This window comes from Methylobacterium nigriterrae (genome assembly GCF_037106235.1).
Classification (GTDB): domain Bacteria; phylum Pseudomonadota; class Alphaproteobacteria; order Rhizobiales; family Beijerinckiaceae; genus Methylobacterium; species Methylobacterium nigriterrae.
The window spans coordinates 115,853-135,473 of record NZ_JBAWTG010000003.1 but is presented as its reverse complement, the minus strand read 5'-3'; the positions used below and the strand labels follow the sequence as shown (position 1 = coordinate 135,473).

Annotated in this window: 19 protein-coding genes; 10 read left to right on the top strand and 9 right to left on the bottom strand. The window is 73.1% G+C overall.

Annotated features, from left to right (window positions below):
- Positions 1–46 precede the first annotated feature (46 nt).
- The 6 genes from WDW90_RS03560 to pedF all read right to left on the bottom strand — a co-directional run bounded on the left by WDW90_RS03560 (position 47) and on the right by pedF (position 6,776).
- Positions 47–1,852 (bottom strand): S8 family serine peptidase, encoded by a 1,806-nt coding sequence (locus tag WDW90_RS03560; protein WP_336485882.1) that lies wholly within the window; start codon positions 1,850–1,852, stop codon positions 47–49.
- A 157-nt stretch (positions 1,853–2,009) separates the two neighbouring features.
- Complete coding sequence (locus WDW90_RS03555; protein ID WP_336485881.1) at positions 2,010–2,309, bottom strand: hypothetical protein; 300 nt, start codon at positions 2,307–2,309, stop codon at positions 2,010–2,012.
- Positions 2,310–2,426: 117 nt separating this feature from the next.
- Positions 2,427–3,161 (bottom strand): response regulator, encoded by a 735-nt coding sequence (locus WDW90_RS03550; protein ID WP_336485880.1) that lies wholly within the window; start codon positions 3,159–3,161, stop codon positions 2,427–2,429.
- 162 nt (positions 3,162–3,323) lie between these two features.
- Positions 3,324–5,093 carry a PQQ-dependent methanol/ethanol family dehydrogenase gene (locus WDW90_RS03545; RefSeq protein ID WP_336485879.1) on the bottom strand — a complete coding sequence of 590 codons (1,770 nt, stop codon included), beginning with the start codon at positions 5,091–5,093 and terminating at the stop codon, positions 3,324–3,326.
- A gap of 359 nt (positions 5,094–5,452) precedes the next feature.
- Entirely contained in the window at positions 5,453–6,325 is an 873-nt protein-coding gene (locus WDW90_RS03540) for a substrate-binding periplasmic protein (RefSeq protein ID WP_336485878.1), read from the bottom strand.
- A 37-nt stretch (positions 6,326–6,362) separates the two neighbouring features.
- Positions 6,363–6,776, bottom strand: coding sequence for a cytochrome c-550 PedF (pedF, locus tag WDW90_RS03535; RefSeq protein ID WP_336485999.1), 414 nt, complete (start codon positions 6,774–6,776; stop codon positions 6,363–6,365).
- Positions 6,777–6,995: 219 nt separating this feature from the next.
- Here pedF and WDW90_RS03530 point away from each other — a divergent pair, with 219 nt between their 5' ends.
- The 6 genes from WDW90_RS03530 (at position 6,996) to WDW90_RS03505 (ending at position 15,098) form a co-directional block, all read left to right on the top strand.
- Positions 6,996–8,237: an ABC transporter substrate-binding protein gene (locus tag WDW90_RS03530; RefSeq protein WP_336485877.1), complete on the top strand. Its 1,242-nt coding sequence runs from the start codon at positions 6,996–6,998 to the stop codon at positions 8,235–8,237.
- The gene (locus tag WDW90_RS03525; RefSeq protein WP_336485876.1) at positions 8,234–9,256 is read left to right on the top strand and encodes a YVTN family beta-propeller repeat protein; all 1,023 of its coding nucleotides are present in this window, start codon (positions 8,234–8,236) and stop codon (positions 9,254–9,256) included. The genes WDW90_RS03530 and WDW90_RS03525 overlap by 4 nt, the downstream gene beginning before the upstream one ends.
- A complete protein-coding gene (locus WDW90_RS03520) occupies positions 9,253–11,427 on the top strand; it encodes a 4Fe-4S binding protein (RefSeq protein WP_431310964.1) in 2,175 nt (724 codons plus the stop codon). The genes WDW90_RS03525 and WDW90_RS03520 overlap by 4 nt, the downstream gene beginning before the upstream one ends.
- Positions 11,424–12,410 carry an FAD:protein FMN transferase gene (locus WDW90_RS03515; protein ID WP_336485875.1) on the top strand — a complete coding sequence of 329 codons (987 nt, stop codon included), beginning with the start codon at positions 11,424–11,426 and terminating at the stop codon, positions 12,408–12,410. The genes WDW90_RS03520 and WDW90_RS03515 overlap by 4 nt, the downstream gene beginning before the upstream one ends.
- Positions 12,411–12,552: 142 nt before the next feature.
- The gene (locus tag WDW90_RS03510) at positions 12,553–13,734 is read left to right on the top strand and encodes an FIST N-terminal domain-containing protein (RefSeq protein WP_336485874.1); all 1,182 of its coding nucleotides are present in this window, start codon (positions 12,553–12,555) and stop codon (positions 13,732–13,734) included.
- 74 nt (positions 13,735–13,808) lie between these two features.
- Complete coding sequence (locus tag WDW90_RS03505) at positions 13,809–15,098, top strand: ATP-binding response regulator (protein ID WP_336485997.1); 1,290 nt, start codon at positions 13,809–13,811, stop codon at positions 15,096–15,098.
- A gap of 13 nt (positions 15,099–15,111) precedes the next feature.
- Here the strand turns inward: WDW90_RS03505 and WDW90_RS03500 are convergent, their stop codons facing one another.
- Entirely contained in the window at positions 15,112–16,437 is a 1,326-nt protein-coding gene (locus WDW90_RS03500; protein ID WP_336485873.1) for a DUF5666 domain-containing protein, read from the bottom strand.
- A gap of 11 nt (positions 16,438–16,448) precedes the next feature.
- The gene (locus tag WDW90_RS03495) at positions 16,449–17,300 is read right to left on the bottom strand and encodes a DUF6502 family protein (RefSeq protein ID WP_336485872.1); all 852 of its coding nucleotides are present in this window, start codon (positions 17,298–17,300) and stop codon (positions 16,449–16,451) included.
- A gap of 141 nt (positions 17,301–17,441) precedes the next feature.
- Between WDW90_RS03495 and WDW90_RS03490 the strand changes: the two genes are divergently transcribed.
- The 3 genes from WDW90_RS03490 to WDW90_RS03480 all read left to right on the top strand — a co-directional run bounded on the left by WDW90_RS03490 (position 17,442) and on the right by WDW90_RS03480 (position 18,399).
- A complete protein-coding gene (locus WDW90_RS03490; RefSeq protein ID WP_336485871.1) occupies positions 17,442–17,744 on the top strand; it encodes a hypothetical protein in 303 nt (100 codons plus the stop codon).
- Positions 17,741–17,881, top strand: a complete 141-nt coding sequence (locus tag WDW90_RS03485) for a hypothetical protein (RefSeq protein WP_336485870.1) — start codon at positions 17,741–17,743, stop codon at positions 17,879–17,881. Before WDW90_RS03490 ends, WDW90_RS03485 begins: the two co-directional genes overlap by 4 nt.
- A gap of 152 nt (positions 17,882–18,033) precedes the next feature.
- Positions 18,034–18,399, top strand: a complete 366-nt coding sequence (locus WDW90_RS03480) for a phospholipase A2 family protein (RefSeq protein ID WP_336485869.1) — start codon at positions 18,034–18,036, stop codon at positions 18,397–18,399.
- 146 nt (positions 18,400–18,545) lie between these two features.
- On the opposite strand, the gene grpE is transcribed toward WDW90_RS03480, so the two are convergent.
- Positions 18,546–19,154: a nucleotide exchange factor GrpE gene (gene grpE, locus WDW90_RS03475; RefSeq protein WP_431310969.1), complete on the bottom strand. Its 609-nt coding sequence runs from the start codon at positions 19,152–19,154 to the stop codon at positions 18,546–18,548.
- A gap of 244 nt (positions 19,155–19,398) precedes the next feature.
- Between grpE and WDW90_RS03470 the strand changes: the two genes are divergently transcribed.
- Positions 19,399–19,587 carry a hypothetical protein gene (locus WDW90_RS03470; protein ID WP_336485867.1) on the top strand — a complete coding sequence of 63 codons (189 nt, stop codon included), beginning with the start codon at positions 19,399–19,401 and terminating at the stop codon, positions 19,585–19,587.
- Positions 19,588–19,621: the final 34 nt, after the last annotated feature.

Below are 19,621 nucleotides of genomic sequence, written 5' to 3'. Positions count from 1 at the left end.
GGCCCTGTCGCGCCCCTCGACCGCGCCGGCGTCACGTCCCCCAGCTTCATGGGCGTGCCGGCGCCGCCGTGCGGACGGGCGCGGCCATGCCATCCCCGCCCTGCGGGCGGGATGCGCCGACGCGGTCCGGCTCGAAGACCGCGCGCACGGCTCCCTCGGCATCGGCGAAGCCCGAGCCGAACTCGGCATCCGGCCCCGGCGGCCCGAGATCGCGGGCGCTGCGGCTCAGGCCGGCGCGGATCTCGGCCGGGGCCAGGCCGGGCCGCGCCTGCAGCATCAGGGCGACGATGCCGCTCACCTCGGCGGCCGCCAGGGAGGTGCCGGAGGAGAACCCGTAGGCGCCGTTCGGGGCCGCCACCAGGATCTCGACGCCGGGTGCCGCCACGCAGAGATGCGCCCCGCGGCTGGCCGCCGGGAACAGCCGGTCGTCCGCGTCCGTCGCCGTCACCGCGATGACGTTCGGGTCGGCCGCCGGGAACAGGGGTGCGGCCTCCGCCCCCGCATTGCCGGCCGCCGCCACGTAGATCGCGCCCTGCCGCGCGCCGGCGGCGAGGAAGCGGGCGAGCGCCGCGTCGCGCGGACCCGCGAAGCTCATGTTGACGACGCGTGCGCCCGCGGTCGCGGCCCAGTCGATCCCGCGCAGGATGTGGAGCGTGGTTCCCTGCGCGCCTGGCCCCGTCTCCGACGAGAAGGCCTGGACGGCGATGAGCCGCGCCTCCGGCGCCGCGCTCGAGAGCTGCGACCGCGCCGCGAGGATGCCGGCGATCGCGGTTCCGTGGGCATGCGGGGGCCGCTCCGCCGTCTCGGCGTCGCCGCCCGCCAGCGCGTCGTAGCTCCGCGCGATCGCGCCCTGAAGCGCCGGATGGGCCTGATCGACGCGGGAATCGATCACCGCCACGGTCACGTCGCGACCCGTCGCCACGTGATGGGCCTGCGCGAGACGCAGCTTGCCCGGAGCGTACTGGGCGGCCGCGAACATCGGGGCCGACCCGTCCTGCACGAGCGCGTAGGCGTGGTTGGCCTGCGCGGAGGCGACCTGCGGGTCCCGCCCCAGGGCCGAGACCACGCTCTCGACGCCGCGGCCGTCGCGGATGCGCACGCGATGGATCGTCTCGGGCACCAGCGCGAAGCGGTCCGACGAGACGAGGACGAGGCCCTCCCGGCGCAGGATGGCGGGCAGCGCCCGCTCGGGCGCGTCGCCGCGCAGGGTGAGCAGCACCTCGCCCGGCACCGTCCCAGGCTCCTCGGCCGCGGCGGCGACGGCGCGCGCGGGCGGCGGCGTCGGCGCCGGCAGGGGCGGGCGTCGGACCGGCGGCGGCGGCGGGGCCGCCTTCACGGCCTTGACGGGCTTCGGGGGCGGGGGTGCGGGCTGTTGCGCGGCCTTGGCGGGGACGGCCGGCCGCTTCGGCGCCGCGATATGGGGCTCCGGCCGCTTCGGCGCCGCAATGTGGGGCTCCGGCCGCTTCGGCGCCGCGATGCGGGGCTCCGGCCGCTGCGGGCGCGGGCGCGGCGCCGTGCGGGGCGGGCCGGCCTGCAGCGGCGGCGCGGCCCGGCGGCGCGGCGGCTCCGTCTCGTCGACATCCTCGGCCCCGCCCGGCACCGGCACGGACAGGCGCGGGATCAGGCCGAGCACCCCGGGAAGGCCGGGAAGGCCGAAGCCCAGGCCGTCGCCGCGCCCGCCGGGGCCGGCCCCCGGCGAGGGAGCGCCGCGCTCGTAGCCCGATCCGATCCGGCCCTGCGCCGCGGCGGGAGGGCTCGAACCTGGACAGGCTGCGAGAAGGAGAAGCAGGGCCGCCGCGGCATGGTGCGGACGGAATGGCCCCCGAGGGCCCGGATCGAATGGCTCCCGCATGGCAGGCAATCCCTTCGGCATCGTCGATCCTGCGGATCTTCGACACGTCGACTGTAGGTGAGCCCACACTCCGAGTCTACGCTTCAAGTCTACCTTGGGCGAGGACTTTGCGAGAGGACTTGGAGCGTAGCACTGGCGTGCGAGCGAATACGTGCGATCACTCGCAGACGCGGGCACCGCGAAGGTAGACGCCGTCCCCGTCGGTCACGCGCCGGGGCTCGATCGCGCAGCCGTCTTCCGCCGCGCCGGCCGCGATCGCCCCGAGGAGCGCGCCGCCCGCGAGCGCGGCGGCACCGTAGCCCCGGCCGCGATGGACGGGCTTCTTCGCGAGGCCGGGAAAGACCTTCGCGGCCGGGCCCGGCTTCGGCAGCTTGAGCGGGCCGGCCTCGGCGGCGCCCGGGGCGGCGGTCAGCAATGCCAGGGCGGCGAGGGCGGGCAGGACGGGCTTGCGGATCATGGCGCGGGGGCCTCCGGAGCGGGGAGCCGCCCCCTGGCGGCCCCGGCATTCCGTTGGTCGCGCGAGCGCGCCGTCCGGTTCAAAGCGCGTTCGCGACATCCGCGCGGCGCCGCTTCCTCAGCCCGCGTGGGTGTTGTGGATCTGGTTGAAATCGAGGAGCGCGGTCTCGATCACGATCTGCGTGCGGCTGATCACCTCGAGCTTGCGCAGGATCTCGGACACGTGGGCCTTCACGGTCGAGTCGCCGACCTGCAGCTCGTGGGCGATCTGCTTGTTGAGCTTGCCCTGGCGGATCATCATCAGCACCCGCAATTGCTGCGGGGTGAGGCGGGCGACGCGCTCGGCCAGCGACGCCTTGCGGGAAGCGCCCGCGCCCGGGCTCGCCTGCTGCGCGAGCCCGGGCGGGATCGCGAGGGCGCCGCTCAGGACATCGGCGATGGCGCGGGTGAGCGTCGCCTTGTCGACGGCCTTCGGCACGTAGCCCGCCGCCCCGTGATGCAGGGCCTCGCGCATGATGCGCGGGTCCTCGTGGCCCGAGACGATCAGGATCGGCACCCGGGGGAAGCGGGTGCGGATCGTGACGAGGCCGTCGAAGCCGCTGACGCCCTGCATCGAGAGGTCGAGGAGGGTGAGGTCGATGCCGCGATGGGCGGCGAGCACCCGGCAGGCCCCCTCGATGCCGTCGGCCTCGTGCAGGGTCGCGTCCGGATAGGTCAGGCGAATGGTGCTGGCGAGCGCGTCGCGGAACAGTGGATGGTCGTCGACGATCAAGAGCTGCATGGCCGCCCCTCCCGCGACGTCCTCCCCGAGAGCCCCGCTGCGCTGACGTTCGGAGCCCTGGTCCAACAACATGCCCGCTCCTGTCGCCTTGAATGCCATCGGGCGCCCCGGAAAGGCGCCCAGGGCCCGGCGGCCTCGGAACGGCAGGCGGGTGTTGAGATGACCGCCCGCGCGTCCCGAGACCTTAGCATGCCCGCCGCCGGAGCGCTGCCCCGGCGGCGAGATGCTATCGCTTCAGCGCGAGGCCACCGTCTTGGGCAGCTTGAAGGCCCAGAAGCTGCCGCCCTGGTTGATGCCGGCGGTGGACTTTGCCACCTCGCCGCCCCAGAGCGGGACCGCGCCGCCCCAGCCGGCCGCGACGCCGACCCATTGCTCGCCATCCTGCTCCCAGGTGATCGGCGAGGCGACGACGCCGGTGCCGACCTGGAACTTCCAGACTTCCTCGCCGGTCTTGGCGTCGAAGGCCTTGAGGAAGCCCTCGGGCGTGCCCGTGAAGACGAGGTTGCCGCCCGTTGTGAGGACGCCGGCCCAGAGCGGGGCCTTGTTCTTGTACTCCCAGGCGACCTTGCCGGTGGCCGGATCGATGGCCTTCAGCGAGCCGATATGGGTGTCGAAGACCGGCTTGATGGTGAAGCCGGCGCCGAGATAGGCCGCGCCCTTCTTGTAGTTCACCGGCTCGTTCCAGATGTCCATGCCCCACTCGTTCGAAGGCACGTAGAACAGCTTGGTGTCGGGGCTGTAGCCGATCGGCATCCAGTTCTTGCCGCCGAGGAAGCTCGGCACCGCGAACACGGTCTTGCCCTTCTTGCCGTCCTCGGACTTGGTCGGGTCACCGGGGCGGAAGGCGTCGTCGTAGATCGGGCGGCCGTTGTCGTCGATGCCCTTGGCCCAGTTGATCTTGTTCACGAAGGGCGTGGCCGAGATGAACTTCCCGTTCGTGCGGTCGAGCACGTAGAAGAAGCCGTTGCGGTCGGCAGTGGCGCCGGCCTTGACGGTCTTGCCGCCCTTGTTGAGCTCGAAGGGCACGAACTCGTTGACGCCGTCGAAGTCCCAGCCGTCGTGCGGGGTGGTCTGGAAACCCCAGACGATCTCGCCGTTCTCGGGGTTCAAGGCGATGCGGGAAGCCGACCACTTGTTGTCGCCCGGCCGCAGGGCCGAGTTCCACGGGCCCGGGTTGCCGGTGCCGAAATAGATCAGGTTGGTGTCCGGGTCGTAGGTGCCGCCGAGCCAGGTGGCGCCGCCGCCGAACTTCCACATGTCGCCGGGCCAGGTCTCGTTGACCTTGCCGGTCATGGTCGAGGGCTTGCCGTTCAGCGTGCCCATATGGCCCTCGATCACCGGGCGCTGCCAGATCAGCTCGCCCGTGTCGGCGTCGCGCGCCTCGACCCGGCCGACGATGCCGAACTCGCCGCCCGAGACGCCGGTGATGATCTTGTTCTTCACGATGAGCGGCGCGGCCGTGTAGCTGTAGCCCGCCTTGAAGTCGTCGATGTCCTTCTTCCAGATCACCTTGCCGGTCTTCTGGTCGAGCGCCACGAGCTTGGCGTCGAGGGTGCCGAAGATCACCTTGTCCTTGTAGAGTGCCGCGCCGCGGTTCACGACGTCGCAGCAGGGCAGGATGCCCTCAGGCAGGCGCGCATCGTATTCCCAGATCTTCTCGCCCGTGCGGGAGTTGATAGCGTAGACGCGCGAGTACGAGCCCGTGACGTAGATCACGCCGTCCTTCACGAGCGCCTGGCTCTCCTGGCCGCGCTGCTTCTCGCCGCCGAAGGAGAACGAGTAGGCCGGCACCAGGCCCTTGATGGTGTCGCGGTTGATGTTCTTGAGCGGGCTGTAGCGCTGGCCCTGGGGCCCGAGCCCGTAGGTCACGACGTCGTTCGTGGTCTTGGCGTCGTTGAGGATGTCCTGCTCACTGACGCCCTCCGCCAGGGCGGGCATGGCGGCGACGCCGGTCAGGAGCGCCATCGCCCCCACCGCCGCCAAGAACCGATCTCTCACTCTCATGGCATGTCCTCCGTCCTGGTCGTGCGGCCCGTGTCTCCGGCGCCGTCAGGGCTTGGTCCCCCGATTCGAAGGCGCCCCTTATGATCAGCTTAGGGGCAAGCCGCGCAGGGGTTTATTGGCCATTGGTCGAAGATCTTCGATTTTCCTAAGAAAGAATCGATGCAGACACGAGGCGACATCTGCACATTCCGCGCCGCGCGCGATGCCCCGACTTGCCGCGCGGGCCGTCGACCATCTCAAGACTGGCCAATCACGATCCGGCCACGCAGCCGCGTCGTCCGCATCCGCGCGGGCGGTTGCGGAGCCGGTTCCCGCGCCTGTGCCGGCCCGCCGGCGGAGCAGAGCTCCGGCCGCCGTCCTCAGTAGCCCTTCGGCGCCGTGAAGCTGACGCCGTAGGCCTCGCAGATCGCCCTCAGCCTGCCCTCCGCGATCAGCGCCGTGACGGCATCGCCCACGGCGTAGGCGAGATCGCGGGAATCGGTGCGCACAGCGCCGCCGATCTCCCAGCGGGTCTTGACGAGGCCCGGCACCGCGATCTCGACGATCGGGTTCTCCTCCGGGGCGGCGCCGGCCGCGTGCAGGGCCGCCTCGATGCCGGCGCGCGTGCCGGCCAGGATCGGCGCCTCGCCCGCGAGATAGGCCTGGGCGGCCCCGCCGAAGTCGCGGAAGTGCCTCAGGTTCTGCCGGTAGCGGCCGCCCTCGGCGGTCAGGAGCATCAGGTCGGAGGCGCTCGCACCCTCCACCGCTACCTCGCTCCCCTCGATGTCGCGGATCGCCGAGAAGCCCTCCAGCTTGCCCTTGCGGTAGGCGAAGGCGAGGTGCTGGTCGAAGTAAGGGGTGGTGAGGAAGATCTGCTCGTTGCGGATCGCGAGCTGCCGGTCGTTGGGCACGTGCAGCATCAGGTCGGCGAGCGGCGAGCCCGCGAGGTCCCCCTTCCAGAGGTTGAGGCGGAAGTCGCCGTCGACGTTCTCGCCCGCATCGACGATGCGCAGGTCGAGCTTCACCCCGAGCTTCTCCGCGATGGCCCGGGCGAGATCGACGTCGATGCCGCGGGGCCGGCCCGCCTCCTCGCTCGAGAAGGGCAGGTTGTCGCCGTAGAGCGCGACCCGAAGGAAGCCGGACGCGACCACCTCGTCGAGGGGGCGGGCGAGGGACGGCGCCGCGAGCAGGAGCCCGCAGGCGACGAGGAGGAGGCGGCACCGGCGGAGCACCCGGACGTCGATCGCGCGCATGATCACCTCAAGCCCCCTTCCGGCCCGGCCGGCCTCCTCAATCCTCGTGCTTGGATTCGATGTAGCTGCGGATCGCCCAGAGGGCCTCCTGCGAGAGCACGCCCTCGAAGGGCGGCATCTTGGTGACGCCGTTGATGACGGCGCCGTGGCGCACGCGCTCCTGGAACCAGGTGTCGCCCTCCTGGCCCTTGTCGAGGTAGCGCAGATCCGGCGCGAGGCCGCCCGAGATCATCTGCAGGCCGTGGCAGCGCGCGCAGTTCTGGTTGTAGCCGGAATCGCCGATCGCGATGGCCTTGGCGTTGCCGCGGTAGGGGTTCTCGCCGCGCCAATCATCGCCGAGGGGTTCCAGCCCGGTCGTGTCGACGGGCTGGGGCTGGACGTCGCCGTGGGCCCGGACGGCCTGGGCCGTCAGCACGAGGCCGAGCGCGACGAGCGCGCTCCCCACCAGCATGGGGACCTTCGACATACCGCTTCCTCCTAGTCTTGGAAGGACGGTATCAAGCGGGTCCGGCCAAACCCATTGTGCTTTGGTACACCGTACTTTGGTACAGGAGACCTGAATTTCCCCGCTGTGCACCTTCGTCCAATATCGGGCCTGCCGGCCCCACCGTATCGTCGGGGCAACGAACGACGCGACGAACGACGACCGGGTGGAAGCGAGATCGGCCGGATGCGGGCTGCATTCCAGCGTGGGCACGGCTCGACGACGCGGACCGCCGCATCGGCGCGGCCGGCCGGGCTGGTCGCGCTCCGGCTCGGCCTGGCGGCCCTGTTCCCGGTGCCGGCCGGGGCCGAGCCCGCCCCGCCGCTGACGATCCACTATCTCGAGCGCCGCATCGAGCGGCCGACGCCCCTCAACAACGAGGACCCGGTCCCCGACGACGAGGGTGCGCGGGGGGCCGAGCTCGGCCTCAGGGACTCGAACGCCACCGGCCGCTTCGTCGGCCTGAGCTTCGCGCTGGAGACGCGCGTCGTCGAGCCGGGCCAGGAGCTCGCCGCCGCGTTCCGGGCGCTCGGCGCGCCGCGCTTCCTCGTGGTCAACGCCCCCGCCGAGGACGTGCTGGCGCTCTCCGACCTGCCGGAGGCGAAGGACACGGTCCTCCTCAATATCGGCGCGCCCGACACGCGGCTGCGCGACCGCGACTGCCGGGCGCGCCTCCTGCACGTCCTGCCCTCGCGCGCCATGCTCACCGACGCCCTCGTCGAGCTCCTCGTGTTCAAGCGCTGGACGCGCATCCTGCTCGTCTCGGGGCCGGAGCCCGGCGACCGCCTCTACGCCGAATCCCTGCGCCGCAGCGCGAGGAAGTTCGGCGCGCGGATCGTCGCCGAGTCGAGCTTCGACGTGCACGGGGCCGACATCCGGGATTCCGCGCTCAGGGAATTCGCCCTCGTCACCCGCGGCCCCGAGCACGACGTGGTTGCGGTGGCCGACGAGGCGAACGCCTTCGGGACGAACCTCGTCTACAACACCGCCTCGCCCCGGCCCGTCGTCGGCACGCAGGGCTTGAGCCCCGCGGGCTGGGGCCGCGCGGTCGAGGCGTGGGCGGCGGTGCAGCTGCAGGGCCGCTTCCGGAAGCTCGCGGGCCGCGCCATGCGGCCCATCGACTACGCAGGCTGGCTCGCCGTCCACGCGGTCGGCGAGGCCGCGGTGCAGCTCAAGAGCATCGACCCGGCCGCGATCCGGACCCTGATGCTCTCGCCCCGCTTCGAGGTCGGCGGCTTCAAGGGGCGCCCCTTGAGCTTCCGGCCCTGGAACGGGCAATTGCGCCAGCCCCTCTTCCTGCTCTGGCCCGGCGCCGTGGTGGCGGCCGCCCCCGTCGAGGGCTTCCTGCACCACCGCACCGATCTCGACACGCTCGGCCTCGACGCGCCCGAGAGCGCCTGCAGGGCCTTTTCCGGAGGCACCGGATGACCGGCACCAGAACGCGGCGCCGCGCGCCCTCGCGTCTCCTCCCACTCCTCCTGCTCGGGCTCGCGGGCGCGCCGGCCCGGGCCGAGGAGGCCTTCGTCTCGAACGAGCGCGACAACACGGTCTCGGTCATCGACACCGGCACGCTCGAGGTGACCCGCACCTTCGCCGTGGGACGCCGCCCGCGCGGCATCGTGTTCTCGCGCGACGGACGGCGCCTCTTCCTCTGCGCGAGCGATTCCGACGCCGTGCAGGTGATCGACCCCGAGACCGGCCGGCTCCTGCACAACCTGCCCTCGGGGGAGGACCCGGAGCAGTTCGCGCTGGCGCCCGACGGCCGGACGCTCTTCATCGCCAACGAGGAGAACGCCACGACCACCGTCGTCGACGCCGAGACCCGCAAGGTGCTGGCGCAGGTCGATGTCGGCATCGAGCCCGAGGGCATGGCGGTGAGCCCCGACGGCCGGATCGCCGTGACCACCTCCGAGACCACCAACATGGTCCACTGGATCGACGCCGCGACCCTGAAGGCGGTGGACGCGACGCCGGTCGGCCAGCGCCCGCGCCACGCCGAGTTCAGCCGCGACGGAACCAGGCTCTGGGTCTCCTCCGAGATCGGCGGCACGGTCTCGGTGATCGACGTGGCGACGCGGCAGGTGATCGAGACGATCCCCTTCGAGATCAAGGGCGTGGCGGGCGACCGGATCCAGCCCGTGGGCATCGCGCTGTCGCGCGACGGTCGCCTCGCCTACGTGGCGCTCGGCCCCTCCGACCGCGTCGCCGTGGTCGATGCCAGGACCTATAAGGTCCTGAGCTACATCCTCGTCGGGCGCCGGGTCTGGCACCTCGCCTTCACGGGCGACGACAGCCGGCTGCTCACCACGAACGGCGTCTCGGGCGACGTCACGGTGATCGACGTGGCGGCCGGCAAGGCGGTCAAGAGCATCAAGGTCGGCCGCTTCCCCTGGGGCGCGGCGGTGCGCCCGAGCGGGGACCAGCGCTCCGCGGGCGCCGCGCCGTGAGGGCGCGGGGGGGCCATGTCGGCGCCGGGCCGCCGCGAGACCGGGAGGGCGCCCGTCGCGGGCATGGTCGGCGGCCCGCGCTCCCCCTGACCGCCGTCCTCCTCGCCCTCCTCCCGGCCCTCCTCCTCGCCCAGGCCCCCGCCCGCGCCGGCAGCCTCGACCGGGCCGGCGTCGAGAGGTATTTCCCCGCGCCCCTCGTGGTCGGCGAGAAGGACGACGCGGTGCCGGTCTGGCCGATCCTGAAACAGGAGGCGGGCTCCTACGAGGTCTTCGCCTACGCCTTCGAGTCGATCGACCTCGCGCCGATCCCGGGCTTCGGCGGAATCCCGCCCGACCTCCTGATCGCGCTCGCGCCCGACGGCAGCTTCCGGGACGTGCGGGTGCTCTCGCACCACGAGCCCGTCTTCCTCGAAGGGCTCGGCGAGGGCCCGCTCTTCGCCTTCGTCGAGCAGTATGTCGGCCTCTCGGCCCGCCGCTCGATCCGGGTCGGGCGGCCGAACGCGCGGGCGAACGGGGCGTCGCCGCAGGGCGTGGTCGACGGGGTCTCGATGGCAACCGCCTCGACGCGGGTGATCAACGAGTCGATCCTTGCCGCCTCGCTGGCGGTCGCCCGCGGGAAGCTCGGTTTCGGGGCCGCCGCCAATGTCGGACTGAAGGTCGAGGCGCGGGACACCTACGAGCCCCTGGGCTTCGGCGAGCTCCTGGCGCGCGGCTCCGTCAAGCGCTTCACCGTCACGAACGCTGAGGCCGAGGCGGCCTTCCGGGGCAGCTCCGTCGAGGGCCAGGGCGAGGGGCCGCCCGGGGCGCCGCTCACCGATCTCTACATCGCCTATCTCAACGCGCCCGTGATCGGCCGCAACCTCCTCGGCGAGGCTCGCCACGCCTCCCTGATGCGCGAGCTCGGCCCCGGCGACCACGCCGTGATGGTGGTGAGCGCCGGCCCCCTGAACCCGCTCGGCGACGACTTCGTTCTGGGCTCGATCCCCGACCGCCTGGCCGTGCAGCAGGGCGGCCTGACCATCAACGCCCGCGACATGGCGATCGAGCGCCGCGGCGCCGGCATGGCGGGCCTGCCGGAGGGGCCCTGGACCATCCTCAGGATCGCGAGCCAGGCCGGGTTCGACCCGAGCGCCCCCTGGACGCTGACCGAGAAGATCGAGCGCGAGCGCGGGCAGATCCTGGTCGAGCGGGTCCCGAGGGAGTTCTCGGCCACCTATGCCCTGCCGGCCGCCCTGTTCGACCGCCAGACATCCGATGCCGGCCCGAGCTGGACCGAGTCCTGGCGCGCGCGCGGGCTGGAGCTCGGCCTCATCGCGGCCTCCCTCGGCCTCCTCGTGCCGGTGCTGGTGCGCCAGCGCGGCCTCGTGGCGGACCAGCGCCGCTTCGCGCCCGTCCGCCTCGCCTTCCTCGCCTTCACGCTCCTGTTCATCGGCTGGTATGCGCAGGCGCAGCTCTCGATCGTCACGCTGGTCGGCCTCGTGCGGGCGGGCGTGTCGACCCGCGACCTCAGCTTCCTCCTGTACGACCCGCCCTCGCTCCTGCTCTGGGCCTTCGTGCTGGCGAGCCTCGTCGCCTGGGGGCGGGGCACTTTCTGCGGCTGGCTCTGCCCCTTCGGCGCCCTGCAGGAGCTCGCCGCCTGGGCGGCCCGGCCGCTGCGCCTGCGCCAGATCGCGCTGCCGCCGCGGATCGACCGCCCCTTGCGCCTCCTGAAATACGGGGTGCTCGCCGCGATCCTCGGGGCCGCCGCCCTCGCCTCGCCGCTCGCCGACGCCTTCGCGGAAATCGAGCCGTTCAAGACCGCGATCACGCTCACCTTCGTGCGCGCTCCGGCCTTCGTCCTCTACGGGGCCGGGCTGATCCTGCTCAACCTCTTCGTCTACAAGGCGTTCTGCCGCTATCTCTGCCCGCTCGGCGCCGGCCTCGCGCTCGCCGGGCGGCTGCGCCTCCTCGACTGGATCCCGCGCCGGGCCGAGTGCGGCAGCCCCTGCCAGCTCTGCCGGGTGCGCTGCCGCTACGGCGCCATCGCGCCCTCGGGGCAGATCGACTACGCCGAGTGCTTCCAGTGCATGGACTGCGTCACGATCATCCACGATCCGGGGCAATGCGTGCCGCAGGTGCTGGCGCGCAAGCGCGGGCGGGTGCTGGCGCCCGAGCCGATGGCCGCCGAATGACCGGGCGGGCTCCCCCGATGCGGCGCCGCAAGGTGCTTCTCGGCGCGGCCGGGGCGCTCGCGGCGGCCGCGGGCCTCGGCGGCGTCGCGGCCTTCCGCGGCCACGCCGCCGCGCGCGGGCTCGCGACGCGCACCCGTACGGGGCTCGCGCTCGGCACCGTCATGGCGCTGACGCTGGCCCACCGCGACGAGGCCGCCCTCGAACCCGCCCTGCAGGCGGCGTTCCGGGCGATCCGGGCGGTCGAGGCCGCCGCGAGCCTGTTCCGGGCGGACAGCGCGCTGGCGCGGCTCAACCGCGACGGCGTCCTCGACGCGCCCGACCCGCTCCTCCTCGCGCCGCTGCGCTTCGCCCTCGCCCTCGCCGAGGCGAGCGGGGGCGCCTTCGACCCGACGGTGCAGCCCCTCTGGACCCTGTGGGCGGGAGCCGCCGCGCGCGGCGAGCGCCCGGGCGAGGCGGCTTTGCGCGAGGCCGTCGCCCGGGTCGACTGGCGCCGGGTGAGCGTGGGGGAGGACGCGATCCGGCTGCCGCCCGGCATGGGCCTGACCCTGAACGGCCTCGTGCAGGGTTTCGCCGCCGACCGGGTGATGGCTTGCCTCGAGGCCCACGGCATCCGCGACGCCTTCATCGACACCGGCGAGTTCGGCGCGAGCGGGCGGCATCCCGACGGCACGCCCTGGCGCCTCGGCCTCGCCGACCCGCGCCCGCCGCACCGGATCGCCGAGGTGATCGCCCCCTTCACGGGCTTCGCCTCGACCTCGGGCGACTACGCGACGAGCTTCTCGGCCGATCACGCCGACCATCACATCTTCGATCCCCGCACCGGCCGCTCGCCGAAGGCCCTGTCCTCGGTCACCGTCACGGCGCCGACAGGCCTTCTCGCCGACGGCCTCTCGACGGCCGCCATGGTGCTCGGCGAGGCGGGGGGCGGGCTTTTGATAGCCGGCTATGACGGCTGCGCGGCGCGATTTACCGCGAAGGCGTGATCTGCGACGTCGTCCGCCCGGATGGGCGGACGGCACCGCGCACGCGTGCCGCGGCCGGTCCAGTTGCGCGCGAACCCGCACCCCGACATACTCCGCCCGCAACAGCACGGGCGCCAAGCCCGGCACGGGACGGGAGCGGGACGTGGGACAGGGCACGCAGATGCGCGCGCATCTGTGCGGGATCAGAACGGCCTGGACGGAGGCGACCGACGCCGCCGAGGCCGTCGCCGAGATCGCGGCGGCCATCGCCGAGGCCGATCCGGCGCAGCTCGTCGTGTTCTTCTCCCCCGATTACGAACCCGAGACGCTCAACCGGGCATTGCGCGCGCGCTTCCCCGGCGCGGCGACCGCCGGCTGCACCATGTCGGGCGGCTTCTCGCCCGCGGGCGGGATCGACCGGGGCCTCGTCGTCATCGCCTTCCCGAAGCAGGGCTTCCGCATCGTCTCGGCGGTCGTCGACGCGATCGGCCATCTCGACGTCGAGCGCACCGCCTCCACGGTCCGCGCCCTGCGCCGCACCCTCGAGCCGCACGGGCCGGACCAGATGCGGGAGCGGCGCTTCGCCCTCTCGCTCATCGACGGGCTCGCGGATGCCGAGGAGACGGTGGTCTCGGCCATCGCCTGGGCGCTCGACGGCATCCCGCTCGTCGGCGGCTCCTCGGGCGACGACCTCACCTTCCGTGACACGGTGCTGCTGCACGAGGGCAGCATCCACCGCGACGCGGCCGTGCTGCTGCTCGTCGAGACCGACTTCCCGGTCCAGATCTTCAAGAGCGACAATTTCGAGCCGACGAGCACGAAGTTCGTGGTCACCGCCTCCGACAACGAGGGCCGCGTCGTCCGCGAGCTCAACGCCGAGCCCGCCGCGCGCGAGTACGCCATGGCGGTGGGGCTCGATCCCGAGCGGCTCTCGCCGATGAGCTTTGCCGCCTACCCGCTCGCGGTGAAGATCGGCGGCGAGTATTTCTGCCGCTCGATCCGGCGCATGAACCAGGACGGGTCGCTCAGCTTCTTCTGCGCCGTCGACGAGGGCGTGGTGCTCACGCTCGCCCAGCCCTGCGACATCGTCGCGGCGACGCGTGCGGAGCTGACCCGCCTCGACGAGGCGCTCGGCGGGGTCGATCTCGTGATCGGCTTCGAGTGCGTGCTGCGCCGGCTCGATGCCGAGAGCCGGCAGGTCCGCCACGGCATCGCGGAACTCTACCGGCGCTACAACGTCGTCGGCTTCGAGACCTACGGCGAGCAGTACCGGGCGATGCACCTCAACCAGACCTTCACGGGCATCGCGATCGGGCGATCGGCCGCGGCCCCAGCCGCCACGTGACCCTCACGGCGAGCCCCGCGCCGGACTCCCTCGAGCGGCGCATCGAGAAGCTGGAGCGCATCAACGCGGCGCTGATGGCCCATGTCGAGCGCAGCATGGACCAGCAGGGCAGCGCCTACTCGCTGTTCCAGACCGCGATCACGCTGGAAGGCCGCGTCCGCAGCCGCACGGAGGAACTCACCGGGCTGATGCACCGCCTCGAGCGCTCGAACGCGGCGCTGGCCGCCGCTAAGGAGGAGGCCGAGACCGCCAACCGCTCGAAGACCCGCTTCCTCGCCGCCGCGAGCCACGACCTGCTGCAGCCGCTCAACGCCGCCCGCCTCTCGATCTCGGCCTTGTCCGACCTGCCCCTCGGCCCCGAGGCCGCCGTGATCGCCGGCCAGGTGGACCGCGGCCTCCAGACCATCGAGGACCTGATCAAGACGCTGCTCGACATCTCCAAGCTCGATGCCGGCATCGTCCGCCCGGAGGTGAAGCCGATCGCCCTGCGCGAGCTGTTCGCCGCCATCGGGGGAAGCTTCCAGCCGTTCGCCGCGCGCAAGGGCCTGCGCCTGCGGATACGGGACCGCGGCCTCGTGGTGACGAGCGATCCGGGACTCCTGCAGCGCATCCTCCAGAATCTCGTCTCGAACGCGATCCGCTACACGGAACGGGGCGGGGTGATGCTGGCGGCGCGGCGGCGCGCGGGGCAGTGCCGGATCGAGGTGGTGGATTCCGGCCGGGGCATCGGCGAGGGCGAGCGCGAGCTCGTCTTCGAGGAATTCTACCGGGGCGGGGGCGGCAAGAGCACCTCGGTCAGCTCTCCGACCGGCAAGGGCGAGGAGCCCGGCCTCGGCCTCGGGCTCTCGATCGTGCGGCGCATGGCGCAGGCCCTCGGCCACCCCCTCGACCTCGCCTCGCGCCCCGGCCACGGCACCCGGATCGGGCTGAGCCTGCCGCTCGGCTTGGATCAGGCGGAACCGGAGGCGCGCGCCGCCCCGATCGCGACCCGGCTGACGGGCGCCCGCATCCTGATCGTGGAGAACGATCCCTCGACCGCCGACGCCCTCAAGCGCCTCCTGCGGAACTGGGACGCCGAGGTCTCGGCCTATCGCGACCTCGCGGGCGTGATGGCGGGCGTGTCGGAGGGCAGCGTCGCCCCCGACCTCCTCATCCTCGACTACCACCTCGACGAGGGCGCCTGCGGCCTCGACGTCGCCGCCTACCTGCGCAACCTCACCCGGGCCGCCGTGCCGGTGATCGTCACGACCGCCGACTACTCGCCCGAGATCGAGCGCCGCGCGGCGGGGATCGGGGCGGAACTCGTGCACAAGCCGATCAAGCCGGCGCAGCTGCGCTCGCTCCTCACCTACATGCTGACCTGAGCGGAGCCGCGTCTCAGCGGCGGCCGCCGGGGCCACCGAGGCCGCCTGGGCCGCCCAGCCCGCCCGGGCCACCCAATCCGCCGGGTCCGCCGAGGCCGCCCGGCGCCCCCAACCCGCCGGGTCCGCCGAGGCCGCCCGGCGCGGGGCCGCCCGGCGCCACGCCTCCGAACCCGCCGCCCGGCCCGCCCCCCGGGGCGAGACCGCCGCCGAAGCCGCCGGGCCGGTTGCCCGGGATCGGCCGCGTGTCGATTTCGAGCCCGCGCGGCGACGGGACGCCCGGCCGGTCGGGCATCCCCGGCACACCGTTTCGGAAGTCGAGCCGGTCCGGCAGGCGCTCGAAGCGGCCCGGCCCGGCCGGGCTCCCGGGCTCGCCGGTTCCGCGCCCGGGGCTGCCGGGAGCCGGCCGATCGTCGATGCGCAGCCGCTCCACGGTGAGCCGGCCGTCGCCGGCGATCCCGGTGGTGAGCACCGCCCGCACGCTGCCGCGCCGCGGCACCGCGGCGCTCGGGGTGCCGGCGACGCCGTATCCGGAACCGAGCGCCAGCCGGTCGCCGCTGCGGCCGATATAGGCCTCGATCGAGACCCGCTCGAGGCCCGGAACGAACAGCGCCCCGGCCTCGCTCGCGGACGCGACCCGCAAGCCCCCCGCCGCCGGCTCGCCGGTGACGAGGACGCGCCGGCCGATCAGGCCGGGCTCCACCCCGTCGAGGCGCAAGGAGCCGATCACGGCCACGCCGTCGGGCCCGCGCCGCACCGGGCCGGCGACCCGGGCGGGCCCGTTCGGCCGCGGCTCGATCAGGCTCGCCACGATCACGCCGTCCGGCCGGCGCAGGCCGCTGACGGCGACCCGGTCACCCGCCGCCCATGCCCCCTTCAGGCCGGCGGTCGAGACCCGCTGGCTCAGCACCGTGAGGCCGCCCTTCGCGACCGACTCGATCGGCCCGACCACCTCGCTCGCAACCTCGATGCGCCGGGTCGAGGGGCCGTGCTCGCCCGGCCGCGCGACCACCCGCACGACCTGTCCGATCCTCAGGTCGCGGGCGCTCGCCGCCTCGCCGTCGATGCGGACCGCGACGTCCGCCGGGTAGCCGATGCGCAGGTCGTTGACGACGATCGAGCCGAAGCGGCGGATCGTGCCGATCACGCCCGTGCCGCCGATGCCGCGGTCGCTCTCGCCGAGCGGACCCTCGCCCGGGCCGGTCTCCGGCCGGGCGCCGGTGCCGCCGATGCCCTGGTCGCGGACCGGCGCGTCGGGCGCGGCCCGGGCCGGCGCCTGGAGCAGCGCGCCGCTCAAGGCCGCGAGCCAGCGCAGGAGATCGCGGCGGTTCGGGGCACGCACGCGGCTGCTCCTCACGCCGCGCTACCCGAGCCGGACGGCGGCGCCTCCTCGGCATAGACGTAGATGCCGAAGTTCCAGCGATGCCCGCCGCCGGGATCGGTCTCGCAGGCGGCGTGCGCCTCGCGGTTGGCCTGCTGCAGCGCGTCCATGGCGATCTCGCGGGCGCGCCCTTCGAGGCGTCGGGCGAGGTCGGCCGAGAGCCCGTCGTAATGGACCGCCCGCTCGAGGAAGCGGGGCTCATCGCCCACGATGTTGGCGACGCTCGCCGCGATATGGTCGTGCAGGTTCCGGCCGAAATAGTAGAGCTGGGGCTCGCCGCCGCCCCTCGGCACGTAGGCCGATTCCGCCAGCACGACGCGCCCGTCGGCGTCGAGGAAGGCGAGACCGCGGTCGAGCCACTCGTCGAGCACGGCGCGCGGGCGCAGGTCGCGCGTGATGCCCGAGACGAGGCTCTCGAAGGAGGCACCCTCGCCCTCGGCCGTGCGCGGCAGCGGCAGGGGGCGGCCCTGGCCGTCGGTGAATCTCGGGTCGGCGATCCAGCGGGCGATGATCCGGCTCGTGCGCGAGACCACCGCCGGGACCGCGCTCACGGGCGCGCCCGCGCCGCGCAGCCGCCGCACCTCCTTGCGGTGGATGCCGGTCAGGAGGCTGACGCGGCTGTCCGTCTGCTCCTTGCCGGGCAGCGCGAAATCGTACTCGGCGACGTTCACGTAGAGCTCGCGCAGGAGGTTCGTGAGCGCCGGAAAGGTAATGCCGCGGGCCACGAGCAGCCGCACCAGCGGCCGCAGGAGGCGGGCCACCGGTGCGTGGAGGCTCACGCCGTCGCGGGCCCCCTCCGGGCCGGGCTCGGTGGTGTCGGACATGGGGTCACCATACGGTGGTGAACGTGGGACACAATCCCACACGGTGTGGCAGCGCACTTCCGGACTTCGATTCCCGATTGACGTGGGATTTTTGCACACGTAGGTTTTGGCGTGGTCAAATTTCCCACGGAAGTGATCCCGATGACCGATGAACGGTACGCCTGCCCTCCGCTGCCGCCGCTGCGGCTCGCCTCCACCCGGATCCCGGCGCTCCCGCGCGGTCCCGGTCTCGCCCCGTTCCGCCGCGGCCTCTACGGCCTCGTCGCACTCGCTCTTCCCGTCCTCGGAACCGCCTTCGCGGATCAGGTCCACCGCGCCGGCATTCCAGGAGCGCCGCAGGCCGCCGCTCCGCGCGTCCCCCCGATCGAAGCGGCGGCGGCACCTCGCGGCCCCGGCCCGAGATCCGTCCCTCCCTCCGGCTCCCTCCCACGTTGGCACCCATGATCCCGGCCTCGATCCCGACCGCCTCCATGAGCCGCCGCGACGAATCCGATCCCTGCGGCGGCACGCGGATCCTCGATCTGGCGATCTGCCTGATCCTGGCCGTCACCATCGTCGGCCTGCTGATGCTGGCGCTGTGAGGCCGGCCCGAACGAGCGGTTCCGCGGGCCGGGCCCGCGGCATGCGGTGGGGCATGGCCTTTGTGCAGTGCGGTCGCAGGCGGTTGCCGGCCCGCGGACCTGATCCATCTTGGCGGGCGGAAGGGGAGCCCTCTCATCCGGAAGGACCTGCCTTGAATGCCTCCATCCTGAGCCGCCTTCGCGCGGCCGCACTGATCTTCGCCGTCGCGACAGGACCGACGGCAGCCCAGGACCTGCCCAGGATCGACGCCGCCCGCGGCGCGCTTCTGATCCACGGCAATTATTGCGGGCCGGGCAATCGCGGGCCGGGTCATCCGCCGGTCGACGCGCTCGACGTCGCCTGCATGCACCACGACGCCTGCACGCCGCCGCCCGGCGACATCCCGCATTGCGCCTGCCACGACCGCCTGCATACCGAAGCCGCCCTGGTCGCCCGGAACCCGTCGACGTCGCGGGCGGTCCGCGACAAGGCGCAGTTCATCGCCGACGGCGCCCTGCTGCTGCCCTGCCTGGATTGACGGAAGGCCGCTCCCGTGTCGGGCGGGCCGGGGACGCGGCTCGGCTAGAGCATGATGCGGAAGCGTGGAACCCGGCTCTCCGAAAGCATCATGCGGTCCTAGGAAGATGGAGCATGCGGCCGTTTCCACGAAACGGCCGCATGCTCCTAGGCCGCGTCCGGCGCGCCGGCCGGCTTCGGGCCGCCCTTGGCGACGCCGACGAGGGCCGGGCGCAGCACGCGGTCGCCGATCACGTAGCCCGTCTGGACCACCTGCACGACGGTGCCGCTCGGCACCTCGGCATTGGGCACCTCGAACATCGCCTGGTGCCGGTTCGGGTCGAAGCGCTGGCCCTCGGGCTCGATCACCTTCACGCCGTGACGCTCCAGCGTCTTCAGGAGGTCGCGCTCGGTCAGCTCGATGCCGTCGAGAAGCCCCTTGAAGGCACCGTCAGCGCCGGCGCGGGCCTCCGCCGGCACGCTCTCGACGGCGCGGCGCACGTTGTCGGCCACGGTGAGCATGTCGCGCGCGAAGTTCGTCACCGCGTAGGTGCGGGCGTCGGCGGTCTCGCGCTCGGTGCGGCGGCGCAGGTTCTCCATCTCGGCAAGCGTGCGCAGGAGCCGGTCCTTGAAGTCGTCGCGCTCGGCCGTGAGGGCGGCCAGGGCCTCGGTGCCCGGCTGCGGCTCGGGCGCGGTGCCGGCCTGCGCGGCGCCGTCGCCGCCGAGGTCCGCACGCTGCTCCTCGCGCCGGTCGTCATGCTCCATGTCGTTGCCCATCATTGCGATTCAGTCGTCCGGATTGGTTCGGGGGTCGGCGCTGATATCAGACGGCGGAGCCTCGAAATCAACCCGCGGTGCGCGCGAGCGTGACCGCCCCGCGGCGCGGAGCGAGGGCTTTTTCGGAACGACCCTGTCGGCGCGCCGGTTGGGGCGGGACGCGGTCCCGACCAAGCCGTCCCGGCCGGATCGCGGCCGACCAACGAACAGACGCCACGCACGTCAGGACACGGAGACCACCGCCATGACCAGAAGCGCCACCACGCTGCGCACCGCCCTCATCGCCCTCGCCCTCGCCCTCGCCGCGGGCACCGCCGGGACCGCCCTCGCCCAGGGCAACGCGCCGAGCAGCGGCCATAGCGGCGGCGGCAGCACCAGCACCGGCAATCAGGCGGGCAGCGAGTCGAATCCCTCGGCCAATACCGGCCGCTGAGCCGAAGTGCCCGGCGAGGGGCTGCGCTCCCTCG

Excerpts from the sequence above, each read along its gene's own strand:
- WDW90_RS03560 (WP_336485882.1), bottom strand. The coding sequence starts at position 1,852 with ATGCGGGAGCCATTCGATCCGGGCCCTCGGGGGCCATTCCGTCCGCAC.
- WDW90_RS03555 (WP_336485881.1), bottom strand. The coding sequence starts at position 2,309 with ATGATCCGCAAGCCCGTCCTGCCCGCCCTCGCCGCCCTGGCATTGCTG.
- WDW90_RS03550 (WP_336485880.1), bottom strand. The coding sequence starts at position 3,161 with ATGTTGTTGGACCAGGGCTCCGAACGTCAGCGCAGCGGGGCTCTCGGG.
- WDW90_RS03545 (WP_336485879.1), bottom strand. The coding sequence starts at position 5,093 with ATGAGAGTGAGAGATCGGTTCTTGGCGGCGGTGGGGGCGATGGCGCTC.
- WDW90_RS03540 (WP_336485878.1), bottom strand. The coding sequence starts at position 6,325 with ATGCGCGCGATCGACGTCCGGGTGCTCCGCCGGTGCCGCCTCCTCCTC.
- pedF (WP_336485999.1), bottom strand. The coding sequence starts at position 6,776 with ATGCTGGTGGGGAGCGCGCTCGTCGCGCTCGGCCTCGTGCTGACGGCC.
- WDW90_RS03530 (WP_336485877.1), top strand. The coding sequence starts at position 6,996 with ATGCGGGCTGCATTCCAGCGTGGGCACGGCTCGACGACGCGGACCGCC.
- WDW90_RS03525 (WP_336485876.1), top strand. The coding sequence starts at position 8,234 with ATGACCGGCACCAGAACGCGGCGCCGCGCGCCCTCGCGTCTCCTCCCA.
- WDW90_RS03515 (WP_336485875.1), top strand. The coding sequence starts at position 11,424 with ATGACCGGGCGGGCTCCCCCGATGCGGCGCCGCAAGGTGCTTCTCGGC.
- WDW90_RS03505 (WP_336485997.1), top strand. The coding sequence starts at position 13,809 with ATGGCCCATGTCGAGCGCAGCATGGACCAGCAGGGCAGCGCCTACTCG.
- WDW90_RS03495 (WP_336485872.1), bottom strand. The coding sequence starts at position 17,300 with ATGTCCGACACCACCGAGCCCGGCCCGGAGGGGGCCCGCGACGGCGTG.
- WDW90_RS03490 (WP_336485871.1), top strand. The coding sequence starts at position 17,442 with ATGACCGATGAACGGTACGCCTGCCCTCCGCTGCCGCCGCTGCGGCTC.
- WDW90_RS03485 (WP_336485870.1), top strand. The coding sequence starts at position 17,741 with ATGATCCCGGCCTCGATCCCGACCGCCTCCATGAGCCGCCGCGACGAA.
- grpE (WP_431310969.1), bottom strand. The coding sequence starts at position 19,154 with ATGGGCAACGACATGGAGCATGACGACCGGCGCGAGGAGCAGCGTGCG.
- WDW90_RS03470 (WP_336485867.1), top strand. The coding sequence starts at position 19,399 with ATGACCAGAAGCGCCACCACGCTGCGCACCGCCCTCATCGCCCTCGCC.